Origin of the sequence: Vagococcus penaei, from assembly GCF_001998885.1 — a bacterium.
GTDB classification, from domain to species: domain Bacteria; phylum Bacillota; class Bacilli; order Lactobacillales; family Vagococcaceae; genus Vagococcus; species Vagococcus penaei.
This window is the reverse complement of sequence record NZ_CP019609.1, coordinates 2,168,227-2,181,198: the sequence shown is the minus strand read 5'-3', so window position 1 is coordinate 2,181,198 and position 12,972 is coordinate 2,168,227. Positions and strand designations below refer to the sequence as shown.

The window sequence follows — 12,972 nt, the reverse complement described above, 5'->3', positions numbered from 1 at the left end:
AGCTCTTATACGTTAATTATCGGGAAATAAATTCGGATGTTAAGTCTAAATTGAAAAAAACTGGATTTAGACATTAATCTAAACCCAGTTCACATTTAGTATAAATTAGTTAGTCGTTGTTTTTGTGATAAAATTTTAGTGATACGGATACCAAAATTCTCATTAATCACGACAACTTCTCCATGTGCAATGAGTTTACCATTAACATATACTTCTAATGGCTCATCAGTTAATTTATTTAATTCAATCACAGACCCGACACCTAGAGTTAAGATTTCCTTAATCGACATTCTAGTGTTTCCTAGAGCCACACTAAAATCAAGTGGGACATCCATAATCAAGTCTAAATTATCGATACTTGATTCAACACGATGACTACTTAAATCTTGAAACTCAGGTTTTTGAACGGTAATTTTTTTACGTTCCGGTTGTTCCACTGTTGCTGCTTTTTCCACAACTGGTGTAGCCTTCACAGTTGATTCCGCTACAGTTTTCGCTGGCTCTCGATTTTCAAGGACTTCAGCTTTATCAGATAACATAATTGATGAAATACGCTCCACCATTGATTGCGAATAAATTTGCATGATTTCACTATCAATGACACCCTCAACAGATAATGAAAATGATACTTTACACACAACCATTTCTGGTGCGATGCCTGTATATTGGACAGCGTCTTCATCTTCCCATAATAATACGCTAGGCGGTAAGATATCAACTTTGCGACCAATCATAGTAGCCATTGATGTAGACGCTGAACCAATCATTTGATTCATCGCTTCACCAACCGCACTTAATTCTAACTCAGTAAATTCAGTTTTGTCAGTCTGACCGTCGCCACCCATCATTAAATCAGCAATGATAATTGCATCTGTTGTATTCAACAATAGGAAGTTACTACCTTCTAGTCCTTCTTTAAATTCGACAACCGTCGACACTTTTGGAATGACCATTTCAGCTAATATTTCTTTAAAATGGACGTAAGACACTTTAGGAGTTGTAATATTTACTCGTCGATTCAGAATCGATGACAGTGTCGTTGCTGCTTGTGACATCGAAATATTTCCTACTTCACCAATTAAGTCTGCAATTTGTTGATCAACTTGTAACGTTGGTTCAGTAGCGGGTTGTGTTTCACCACCACCATTTAATAATTGATCAATTTGTTCTTGTGTTAGTTGTTCACTCATAGTTCAAACTCCCCTTCCGTAAACTCTAAAATTTCAATGGCTAACTTATCTTTACTTTTTCCTGGTTTTACTTTACCAAAAAATTGATTTTCGATATATAACTTCAACGGATCAGAAATTTTTTGATCTAATGTGACAACGTCCCCTACTTCTAATTTTGAAAAATCATATAAAGTCATTGTGGTTTGTCCTAAAATAGCCTCTAATTCTAAATCTGCTGTTTCTAAATTTTTCTTTAAATGATGGTTGTCTTCTTGATTAAATCCTTCATCCGTATCAAACCAATTACGAAAGCTTAATTTGTCAATAATCCCTTCAAAAAACACATAAGGTACACATAGATTAACATAGGTACTACGTTTAAAAATTGACATCCTGAGAGTAATCAAAATAACTGGCTCATTAGGCGACATATTTTGTAAAAGTTGTGGATTAGTGTCTAAACTTTCTAGTTTACTATTTAATTCAGTAATATCCTGCCAAGCCGTTTCAAAAGCTGAAACGAACACGCCCATCACTTCTTCTAAAATTGACATCTCAATATCTGTGAAACTTTTCTTCGCAATCTCTTCATTTTTACCAATCTGCGCTTCAGTTCCACCACAGAGAATTTCAATCATTAGCATACTAAATTGTGGATTAATCTCCATCATTTGGATACCATTCATTGGTTTAGATTGGAAGATACCTAATAGAGTAAACTTAGGAATAGAATGAATAAATTCATCGTAACTAATTTGTTCAATTGCCGCTAATTTTAAACCGACGTTAGTTCTTAATTGAGTCGTTAAGGAGTTGCCAGCATATTTTGAAAAGTCTTCAAAAATCATATATAGCGTATTAACATACTCTTTAGATAATTTAGTCGGCCGCTTAAAATCATATAATTTGGCTTCACTTGCGTCTTTTTCGTCCACTAACAACTCATCATTATCGAGTTCACCACTATCTATTGCATTTAGTAATGAATCAATTTCTTGTTGGCTCAATACTTGTTTCAATTGGATCCCTCATTTTCTGCAAATATGGTCATAATATCAATAATATTAGTCATTTTATCTTCAACTGGCACTAAGCCTAAGAAAATGCTTGGTTCGTCACTGGTAGTGTGTAACTGCTGAATTGTTTCAGGATCAATATCGGCAACACCCACAATTCCTTCTACTAACAACCCAATCTTTTCACTGTCTTTTTGGATAATGATAATATTATCATGTTGTTCAGTATCTTCCTCATTCAAAAACTTTGAAAAATTAACTAGTGTGACAATTGAGCCACGCAAATTAATCAGGCCTTCAACCCATTCTGGAGCTTCAGGTACTAAATAACACTTAGTTGCGGAGATAATTTCACTGACATTTTCAGTCTTGATACCAAAATATTTGTTCTTTTTAGTAAAAACAATTAATTGCATGGTCTCAGTTGCTCCTTTCTTAATTCCGGTAGCGAGCGACTAGACTGAAACCTTGTCTAATGCTTTGATTACTCGGTCAGTATCAAATGGTTTTACAATAAAATCAAGCGCGCCAGCACGAATCGCATCCATGACCATTCCTTGCTGTCCCATAGCACTACACATTAAGACTTTTGCATTAGGATCAATCGCTTTAATTTCTTTTAATGACTCAATTCCATCCATCTCAGGCATGGTAATATCCATCGTCACAATATCAGGATTTGTCGCTTTGTATTTATCGATTGCTTCTAATCCGTTTTGAGCTTCACCAACAACGACATAGCCATTTTTTTCTAAGATATCCTTTAACTTCATTCTCATGAATACCGCATCATCTACAATTAAGACTTTTTTTGACATTTGTTTTTCTCCCCTATAATCCTAGTAGTTTAAATAATTTTTCTAATACACCTTCATTTGGGATAAAATACAATGACGCATCGATTTTATCGCCTAAATAAATAAATTCATTTTTTAAAATCATGACTTGATCGTCATATTGGCCTAACTCCATATACAAGCTACTAATTACTGAACCAAACATATCCACTGTCAACATTGGGACAGAAGAAACGAGATGGCAGTTTAACTCTTTGTTTAATGCTGTTAAAAATGAATTCACAATAATATTAACTAACTCTTTAACTGCTGACTCTTTTAAGTCATCCGTTAAACTAATGTCATCTGGAATCATCATTTGTGTTATTTGGCTTGCTGATTTATTTGTCATTGAAAATAAAAATACGCCTCTTGCATCACCAAATACTTGATTAATTATAGCATAAACCGGCTCATCTTCAGACATAATTTGGTCATATAATACGTCATATGGCAAAATTTCAATCAAGGGTACGAGCATATTAACTGGTTGCTCGATTAATTGTGAAATACTTGTAGCAGCATTACCACCACCAATGTTAATTAACTCTTTTAAAACATCTAACTGTAAGTCTGTGTAGCCATTATCCATTGACACTCACGCTACCTTCATTACAAATCATGTGACTATCTAAAATTAAAATAATATCACCATTTCCAAGAATAGTTGCGCCTAAATATTTTGTTAAGTGTTTCAACTCATTACCCAACTTTTTGATGACAATTTCTTGTTGCCCGATTAATTCATCAACTAGCAGTGCAAAATATTTTTTGCCTAATAGCACCATAATTAAATGTGGATGAATATCTTTATGTCGATCTGAAATACCTAAGACATCGTTTAATCGGATGACAGGCGTGGCTTTTCCACGATACATATAAATTTCTTGGTCAAATGTTTCAACAATCTCTTCTTCATTAATCGCAATAACCTTTTCAATTACTCCTAGTGGTAGAGCAAAGGTTTGTCCTGAGACTTTAACCATCAATGATTGAATAATCGATAAAGTTAGAGGTAAGTTAATAGTCGTTATTGTTCCTTTATCAATTTCACTACTTAATTCAATCGTGCCTCCAAGACTTTCAATTTTAGAGTGAACAACGTCCATTCCAACACCACGACCAGATACATTTGTTACTTTTTGGGCAGTTGAAAAACCTGGGTGAAAAATAATATGCAATAATTCTTTATCGGTTAAACCATCCACGTCCAGTCCCTTACGACGAGCACTCTCAGCTATTAATACAGGATTTAACCCTTTTCCATCATCAGAAAGAGTAATAATTACCCGATTACCCTGCTGATAAGCTGTTAATTTAATGGTCCCAACATCTGGTTTACCCAATTCGCGACGGCGTTCTAAGCTTTCAATTCCATGGTCAGCAGAGTTACGGATTAGATGAATCAATGGCTCGCTCAACTCAGAAACTACTGTTCTATCTAACTCAGTTTCATCACCTTCTATAATCAATTCCATTTCCTTACCGAGATCTTTCGACAAATCGCGCACCATTCTTGGGAATCGATTGGTGACAACACTGACTTGCTGCATCCGAATTTTTAAGACGAGTTCTTGTAATTCGGTTGTAATTCGTCCAACGTGTGCCAATGGGTCTTGAATTTCTGTCGCGTCATATTGTTTACTTAAATTTTCTAAACGGGTTCGGTACACGACTAACTCAGATACTAAATTCATAAATGAGTCCAGACGCCCTAAATCAACCTTAATACTCTGATGACTTTGATGATGCTCCGCCTTCCCCTTTGCGGGTTTAGCTGTTGCTTTTGGTAGTTCATCAGGTTTGTTATTATCTTTTGTAGTAACCGGCTGCGATATTTCTGGAGACATGAGTTGAGGTAATTCCTCAAGCGCTACATCATCTGATGGAATAAAGTCGTTTAACGTATCGTCGGTCATAACTTCTATCTTAATTGCTTCAACATCTGGATTATCTTGTAATACTTCATTAACTTTACTTGGTGTATCTTGCGTTAAAAAGAGTAGCGTAAAATCTGTTTCAAAGTCACCCGCTTCAATTAAATCCGTACCAGGCTCACTATGAATAATTTCACCTAGTTGTTCTAATTGATTTTGTAAGAGGTAGGCTCTAGCACCTTTCATCATACAGTCCGCTTCTAAACGAATCATAATTCCCAGACTAATAAATTCTTTTTCAGCAGCTTGTGTGATTAACATTTTATCAGTTTCGGACAATTCTTTAAATCTGACTTCCATTGGAGCCACTTTTTTAGTAGCGTTATCAACAGGAGTGTCTATCTGTTGGCTAGTTGTGTTAGTAATCTCTAACTCCTTCAGCCGAGCCAATAAGTCCGTAATTGATGACATATCTGTTTCAATTTCATCTCTTAAATCATCGACAATGGCACTTAATTTATCCAAACAGTCTAAAATTAAAGAAATCGAATCGGCTGTAACGAGCAAAGTACCGTCCTTAAATAATTGAAAAATATTTTCCATACGATGAGTTAATTTGGTCATGGTTTCGTATCCCATTGTGGCAGCCATTCCTTTTAATGTATGAGCCGAACGAAAAATACTATCAACTAAATCTGTACGCTCTGGATAATTTTCTAATTCTAAAATTGCATCATTTAAGTTTTCTAAATGGTCATCTGTTTCCTCAAAAAAGAGTTCTCGATATTGACTGTTGTCGTCCACAAAAACACCTCTCTTTTAACTTATTTTTTGATACATAAACGTTGATAACTTTTTGAACCCAAAAGTTTCTGGGTTACTTATTGTTTCAGTGGCACCAGTAAAGAAGATTCCTCCCATCACCAGTGCGTCATTAAACTTACGATAGATGGCATCACGTGCTTCAGGTTTAAAATAAATTGTGACATTACGGCAAACGATTAGATGAAAATCCTTACCATATTTGTCTTGGAGTAAATCATGTTGTTTGAAATGAACTAGCTGTTTGATAGCTGAGTTAATGTGATATTGCTCATCCCTCTCTGAGAAGTAAGTTACTAAATCGTGAGGTTTAACATTTTTTAACTCATTGGCTTTATAGATACCAGCTTTAGCTTTTTTTAAAATTGTCAAATCAATATCTGTTGCCAAAATAGTCGTTTTCAAGGGAATTTTTTCTCTTTGAGTCATAATTCCTAGCGAATAGGGTTCACAACCGATTGAACAAGCAGCACTCCAAATTTTTAGTTCCTTAAATTCAGGTAATAAATCTAATTTAATCAGTTGTTCAAGGTCTAAAAATAACTCTGGATTTCTAAAAAATTCTGTTACATTAATCGTAATATAATCCAAGAATTCTTGTCGAATTTGTTTATTGTTTTTAATTAACTGACTGTACTCTTTTAGATTTGTCGCACCTGTTGTTTTCATAATCGTTAAAATACGTCGTTGCAGTTGTTTTTCTTTATATGCGAATAGGTCGATACCTAAATTAAATTTGACCCATTCATAAAAATGCGTAAATTCTATCTCCATTGTTTCACCCTTATCATCCAATTCAATCGCTCACCTATTTCTTCTAAGTTACCAATCTCATCAATCACATGACTTTCAATCGCACGACGTGGCATACCAAATACGACAGAACTTTTTTGATCTTGTGCGATTGTGTAACCACCTAACTCTTTGATGACTCGTAAACCTGCCGTTCCATCATTACCCATACCTGTCAAAATAATGCCAACTAATTCTTTTTGATAGCACTGTGCAGCAGTTTCAAATAAATAATCTACTGCAGGCCTCACACCATGAACTTTAGCTTCTTCTGGACTACCTAACTTAATTCGACCATCCTCAAGTCTCAAGTGATGATTGCCCGGCGCAATATAGACCTTACCACCTTGAATGAGTTCGCTATCAACAGCCTCAACAACTGGAACTTGCGCTTCTTGATTAAGACGCTTTGAGAAAGATGTTGTAAAACCCGCCGGCATGTGTTGGACAATCAGTATGGGAATGCGTAAATCTGCAGGAATATATTTAATCAGTTGCATCAATGCGCGTGGCCCTCCAGTAGATGCTCCAATCACAATCGCACGAATTTTTTTTGGAAATACCGCCTCATTATTATCAGTTAATGGACTCTGAACTGATTTGGTCTCGGTCAATAGGACATTTGCTTTACTGATTGATTTTATCTTCAATTCTAACTCTGCAACAAAATCTGCTTCAATTTTTAATAAATTCTGTGGTTTTTCAATAAAATCCATCGCCCCTAGTTCTAATGAAGTAATCGTCATGTCTTCTCCAGAATGCGAACTAAGCATAATGACAGGAATATTGAAGCGTTCTTTAATAATTTTTAAAGTTTCTAAACCATTTAAACCTGGCATTTCAATGTCTAGCGTGATGACATCAGGTTGTTGCTTTTCAATCATCTTTAATGCGCTTTGACCATCACGAGCAATTCCGCAAACGTCTATCCCTTTTATCTGACTAATTTTATCTGATATTATTTTCCGCATAAATGCCGAATCATCGACGACAACTACTCGAATTGACATTAGTCCCACCTCGCTTATAATTCAATAATTTCTCGGTTAACCATTTTGACAGTCACTGTTAGGTCCTCTAAGTTAGCAAAAAATGATCGACCCATTGTACCTCCTACGTGACTAGCTAATAAGGGTATTTTCAAATCTTTTAGTGCAGTTTGCACAGCAATGACATTTCGTTCACCAATATTTTGTGTTTGAGCACCTTGATTGAAACTAAACATATTCGCACCGCCAGCAATTTTAGCAACAAGACGAGTACAACCATAGTTTTCCTTTAATTCAGTAACCATCTTGGGTAAAGCCAAATCTGCAAATTTTTCCACTTTAATTTCTGCTCGACCTTTAAACAAGTGACTATTTGGTAGCATAATATGACTCAAGCCACCGATTTTTTTATGCTTATCGTAGATAAAAACTGCGACACAAGAGCCTAAGCCCAACGTCTGGAGACTATCAGGTGCTTGTGCAATTTGATAATCTGAAATCCCAACTTTTTTTACTTCTGGCATTAACTTTCCGCCATTTCTACATCATCTAGCCCATCATCTGCAACTAAATTCTGACTATCTTTTAACGTTTTAATTGCTGTCAAGTCTAATTCTGTGATAATTGCGTCCGGTGTTTTGACAAATGATGCAATAAATTCTTTTTCAATCAATGATTCTTCCGAAACGTGTTCAAATTGATTATCATCAAAATCAACAATCCCTTGAATGTCATCGACTAGTAAGCAAAGTAAATCACCCGCTAAATTAGTAATAATATACTTACTGTCAGAAGTTATAGGACTTAATGTTAGAAAAAAACACTCAGCCAAATCAATGACTGGAAGTACTTGATTATTATACTTAATCACACCTAAAATAAACGCATCATGTTGTAATACTTTTGTTGGTTCTTCCCACTGAATAATTTTTTCAATTTGTTCAATGGGCAAACAAAATTTTTGGTTGTGGCTAATAAAAACGATTTGTTTTCTCATGTTGACCTCCAACATTTTATTAAACGATAGTCCAATGTATCAATCATACAATCAGACTATCGTTAGGTGTTATATCACTTATTTAATTTTAAAACTATTCGCTTGGAGATTTAGAATTTCAGTAATTTTTTCTAATTCTGCAATATTATTTGTAAATTCTTCCATTGTTGCTAGAATTTCTTCTGCATTTGCCGAAACTTCTTCTGTACCGGCTGAGTTTTCTTCAGTGGAAGCTGAAATATTTTCAACAGCGAATAAGACTGTATCTTTTTGTGATTGCACACTCGCAATCAATTGATCGATACTATTAATTTCTAAAATAATTTCTTCAAATTTAGCAGAAACATCGTTAGTTGATTCAATTGCGCCATTAATAATTTCTGTTTGTTTCACGCCACCTTCATAAGAATCACTAACTTGTTCAACCATACTAATTGATTTTTCTTGAATTTTATTAATAATTTGTTCAATATCTTTCGTTGAAGTTGCACTTTGTTCTGCTAGCTTACGAACTTCATCAGCGACAACCGCAAAACCACGACCAGCTTCACCAGCACGGGCTGCTTCAATTGAAGCGTTAAGAGCTAATAAATTAGTTTGTGACGAAATATCAGTAATCACTTTGATGATTTGATTGATATTTTGAATCTCGCGGTTCATGTTGGTCATGTTTTCCGCTAGTTCACCCAATTTAGCGCGTTCAATTTCCCAATTTTCATGGACATCTTCCATTAATTGTGAATTATTAGTATTTAATTCAGTAGCTCTCGTGGCACCATTAGTCATTTCGACTGCTGACTGATGAATCACGTCAATTGTTTCACCTAATTGATTCATTTCGCTAACTGTATTTTCCGCATCGATTGCTTGCGAGCTTGTCGCTTGTGCAATTCCTGTAATCGTCTCTGATACTTCTTCAGTTGCTGAATTAGTTTGTTTAGAAATTTCAGCTAGGGAAACGGTCATTTCTGAAATGCGATCGCTCTCCATTTGAATTCCTTCAATTAATCGACCAAAACCAAAAATCATACGGTTATAAGCTGTCACAATACGATGAATTTCATGACCATCTTCTTTGATTGAACCATCCCCAATCAGTTTTTTCATACCAGGAATTTTGATTAACCATTTTAATTTATCGTCAGAATCACCTTTGAAACTCTTGATTTCAGCTGTTAAGTCACCTTCACTGGCTCTTTGGAAAGCATTTACTAAGGTTTGCGCAATTTGGACTACAATACGTCCTAATAAAATGGCGAAAATAATAGAAATTACCACAATTAATACTAAAACATATATTGAATTAGTTAAGATTTGCTTTTGATCAGCTCTTAATTCATTCGGTTCAACAACAGATTGAATTAGCATACCATGAGAATTTTTTCTAAAGTAAATTTCGCCAACACCTTTAGATTCAACATAACCAGAGTTACCTTTCTTCATAATTTGTTTATACTCACTGTAACTACTGATATCTTCACCAATTTCCTTCTTTAATGGTGAAGCTAAAATTGTACCATCCATTGTCGATAGAATAACACGACCCGTCCGACCAATTTTAGTTGTTTGAATCATTTGTGAAATACGAGGAAAATTCATGTCAGCTGATAGTACACCAAGAATTTTCCCATTTACTTTTATTGCCTGCGATACCATTAATACCATTTCACCTGAATTCATATCTTTTATGGGTTTAGACCAATTCAACTTGTCGGGATTAGCAATAGCTGCTTTATACCAGGGACGCTGTGAATATTGTGATTCAGGATTATCACGTGATAAGCTAGATATCAAATCTTGTTTACTTGGTGCAAAATAAAGTTCAACAATATTTGGATTTGCTTTTTGTGTTACTTCTAGAATATCACGAATTTTTTCACGATCTGCTACCTTTGTAATTGGTTGCTTCAAGGATGGTTGTACCGATATCATCTTAACAGTATTAGCGACGCTATCTTCTACGTTTTTAATTGTATTATACATTTCATCTACTTTATTTTTTTCTTCTACCTGAACCCGCTCACTAACTAACTTAGTCATTAAATTCAAATTTATTCCCAACGTCACTAAAACAGGTAAAATCGTCATTACTAAAACCGTAATAATAATCTTTGGCCCTAAGGACTTCTGTCTATTCTTGTTCTTTTTCATTTCATTAATCCCCTTTCAATTACTCTCCTTTTTTATCTAAGAAAGCTGATACTACAAGGTATATTATCGGTAAAATTAACCAGATAATTAAGATTAAATAAAAAAAATATCTTGGTAATCATTTTCTCGACCATACGTCCCCTGTTCTTCATCACGAATAATTTGCCCAGCATGCATTTCAATCACACGATTTTTGAGCGTGTTGACCAATGTACTATGGTGGGTTGCCATTACAATTGTCGTTCCTTGTTGATTAAGCTGAAAAAAATTCGTGAGACGTCAACAGCCGATTTATCATCAAGGTTAGCTGTTGGCTCATCGACTAATAATAATTTAGGCTGATTGACAATCGAGCGAGCAATAGCAACCTTTTGCTGTTGTCCTTGTGATAATTCATGTGGGTACAATTTTTTTGCGTGACTCATACCAACTTGTTCCAATACTTGCTCCACCAAGTATTTAATGTCTTTAGAACGGACATCTAACGCACGAAGAACATAAGCAATATTTTCAAACACCGTCTTTTGTTCCATTAGCAAAAAGTCTTGCTTAACAATCCCTATTTGTCTTCGGTATAAGTGAATTCTTCTAGGTGCTAATTTTGACAAATCCGTATTACCAATTTGAATTAAGCCCTTAGTTATCTGTTCTTCAACAGTTAATAATTTTAAAAATGTCGATTTTCCTGCACCACTTGAACCAACTAAATAAACAAATTCCCCTTGATTAATCTGGCAATTAATCTGCTTTAGCGCCCATTCCTCATGAGTTGTTTCATATTTTTTATAGACATTTTTCATTATTATCATATATGATGGCTCACTTTCGAAAAATTACTTCTTAAATTCGTTAATTCGTTGCATCATCTCATCTGTCGCTTGTAACACTTTAGCATTCATTGAATAGGCACGTTGTGTCACAATCATATCCGTCATTGAACTCGCTAAATCAACTGTCGAATTTTCTAAAAATCCTTGATTAATTTGTGGGTTTTGTGCTTGTACGACATTCAAACCATCTGGTATCCGATATTTATTATCACCAGTTGCTACTAATTGACTAGGATTATCTACTGTGAAGACCGGGATTTGACCAACAGTTTGACCACTAATAACAATCATCCCATTCGTGCCAATAAACGGTTTGCCTCCCTGTGGCCATTCGCGCGCTGGAACTAAGTAGTTAACATCTAATTTTTCACCGCTAGCTAGTTGTAGTTCACCACTATTATCAAGTGAAAAAGCCCCATCTCGCGTTAATAATCGTTCACCATTACGTCCAGTTACACTAAAAAATCCGTCACCAGCTAAAGCTAAGTCAAATGGTTGCTTGGTTTCGGTTAACCCACCTTGAGCAAAATTGATATTGTTTTGATCAACTTGCAAACCACGATTAGTATTACCAACTAAACCAGCCGTCATCGGGACTTCTGTGGGTTCCAAATTGTTAACTAATAACTCTTGAAAAGCTCCATCTTTTTGTTTAAATCCAATTGTATTAACATTTGCAATATTGTTAGCCGTAATATCTAAATTCTTTTGTAAACCATTTAATCCAGATTGACTAATATATAATGAAGTATTGACTGTCATCTTTTCCCCTCCTATACACGGCCAATTTGAGTTGTCGCATAACCTAGCGTCTCATCCGATGCGTGTAAAGCTTTTTGATTTGTTTCAAACTGTCTAGCCATTTCAATTAATTGTGTCATTTGGTCCACCATATTAACGTTAGATCCTTCTAATGAATTTTGACTAGTCACACTTTGAGTATCAACCATCCCATCTTCACCTGACACGTAAAGAGTTTGACCTACACTTTGCATGGCTTCCGGATTATTGAAACGTGTTAGCTGAAAGGCAGGTGGCGCTTGATTAATTGTTGTGGCATCAATCGGTTGTCCATTTTGACCTAGCACAAGAAATCCTTGTTGTGTCACCAACTGATTTTGCTCATTAACCGTAAAATTTCCATTCCGTGTGTAGACTGTCTGACCATTATCTAATTGAATATTAAAAAAACCATCACCAACAATTGAGAAATCAGTTTTACGTTGTGTCTGTTTAATGCCACCTTGCTCAGTCTTTTGGTAAACCAAGTCAAGTTCATTCCCAAAAACAAAATTACCAATATTATTTTGTTCATCTAAATTGGGACCACCTTGAAAATTAAACATCGGTACTGCGTCTTTCGTCCGTTGTGTCATGCCTTGTGCGCGATAACCTGGAGTATTGGTGTTTGCCACATTACCACTGATATTTTCTTGGCGTTTTTGTAAAATATCTAAACTATTACGCAAGGTATCCATACTTCGAATCAT

The 12,972-nt window shown here is 35.2% G+C and carries 15 protein-coding genes; all 15 read right to left on the bottom strand.

Features of this window, described 5'->3' with window-relative positions:
* Positions 1-95: 95 nt before the first annotated feature.
* A complete protein-coding gene (gene fliY / locus BW732_RS10450) occupies positions 96-1,190 on the bottom strand; it encodes a flagellar motor switch phosphatase FliY (protein ID WP_077276676.1) in 1,095 nt (364 codons plus the stop codon).
* On the bottom strand, positions 1,187-2,191 hold the full coding sequence (gene fliM, locus BW732_RS10445; protein ID WP_077276675.1) for a flagellar motor switch protein FliM: 1,005 nt from the start codon (positions 2,189-2,191) through the stop codon (positions 1,187-1,189). The genes fliY and fliM overlap by 4 nt, the downstream gene beginning before the upstream one ends.
* On the bottom strand, positions 2,188-2,604 hold the full coding sequence (locus tag BW732_RS10440) for a chemotaxis protein CheW (protein WP_077276674.1): 417 nt from the start codon (positions 2,602-2,604) through the stop codon (positions 2,188-2,190). Before BW732_RS10440 ends, fliM begins: the two co-directional genes overlap by 4 nt.
* Before the next feature lie 39 nt (positions 2,605-2,643).
* Positions 2,644-3,006 (bottom strand): response regulator, encoded by a 363-nt coding sequence (locus BW732_RS10435; RefSeq protein ID WP_077276673.1) that lies wholly within the window; start codon positions 3,004-3,006, stop codon positions 2,644-2,646.
* Between the two features lie 13 nt (positions 3,007-3,019).
* The gene (locus BW732_RS10430) at positions 3,020-3,616 is read right to left on the bottom strand and encodes a chemotaxis protein CheC (protein WP_077276672.1); all 597 of its coding nucleotides are present in this window, start codon (positions 3,614-3,616) and stop codon (positions 3,020-3,022) included.
* Positions 3,609-5,705, bottom strand: a complete 2,097-nt coding sequence (locus BW732_RS10425) for a chemotaxis protein CheA (RefSeq protein ID WP_077276671.1) — start codon at positions 5,703-5,705, stop codon at positions 3,609-3,611. The genes BW732_RS10430 and BW732_RS10425 overlap by 8 nt, the downstream gene beginning before the upstream one ends.
* 15 nt (positions 5,706-5,720) lie before the next feature.
* Positions 5,721-6,497 (bottom strand): CheR family methyltransferase, encoded by a 777-nt coding sequence (locus tag BW732_RS10420; RefSeq protein WP_077276918.1) that lies wholly within the window; start codon positions 6,495-6,497, stop codon positions 5,721-5,723.
* Complete coding sequence (locus BW732_RS10415) at positions 6,488-7,525, bottom strand: protein-glutamate methylesterase/protein-glutamine glutaminase (RefSeq protein WP_179946094.1); 1,038 nt, start codon at positions 7,523-7,525, stop codon at positions 6,488-6,490. Before BW732_RS10415 ends, BW732_RS10420 begins: the two co-directional genes overlap by 10 nt.
* Before the next feature lie 14 nt (positions 7,526-7,539).
* Positions 7,540-8,028: a chemotaxis protein CheD gene (locus tag BW732_RS10410; protein ID WP_077276670.1), complete on the bottom strand. Its 489-nt coding sequence runs from the start codon at positions 8,026-8,028 to the stop codon at positions 7,540-7,542.
* Positions 8,028-8,501 carry a chemotaxis protein CheW gene (locus tag BW732_RS10405; protein WP_161485561.1) on the bottom strand — a complete coding sequence of 158 codons (474 nt, stop codon included), beginning with the start codon at positions 8,499-8,501 and terminating at the stop codon, positions 8,028-8,030. The genes BW732_RS10410 and BW732_RS10405 overlap by 1 nt, the downstream gene beginning before the upstream one ends.
* A gap of 78 nt (positions 8,502-8,579) precedes the next feature.
* Positions 8,580-10,652, bottom strand: coding sequence for a methyl-accepting chemotaxis protein (locus BW732_RS10400; protein ID WP_077276668.1), 2,073 nt, complete (start codon positions 10,650-10,652; stop codon positions 8,580-8,582).
* 93 nt (positions 10,653-10,745) lie between these two features.
* Positions 10,746-10,883: a hypothetical protein gene (locus BW732_RS11825; RefSeq protein ID WP_228414942.1), complete on the bottom strand. Its 138-nt coding sequence runs from the start codon at positions 10,881-10,883 to the stop codon at positions 10,746-10,748.
* On the bottom strand, positions 10,883-11,461 hold the full coding sequence (locus tag BW732_RS10395; RefSeq protein WP_228414941.1) for a cell division ATP-binding protein FtsE: 579 nt from the start codon (positions 11,459-11,461) through the stop codon (positions 10,883-10,885). Before BW732_RS10395 ends, BW732_RS11825 begins: the two co-directional genes overlap by 1 nt.
* 24 nt (positions 11,462-11,485) lie before the next feature.
* On the bottom strand, positions 11,486-12,244 hold the full coding sequence (locus BW732_RS10390) for a flagellar hook-basal body protein (RefSeq protein WP_077276667.1): 759 nt from the start codon (positions 12,242-12,244) through the stop codon (positions 11,486-11,488).
* 11 nt (positions 12,245-12,255) lie between these two features.
* Positions 12,256-12,972, bottom strand: a complete 717-nt coding sequence (locus BW732_RS10385) for a flagellar hook-basal body protein (protein ID WP_077276666.1) — start codon at positions 12,970-12,972, stop codon at positions 12,256-12,258.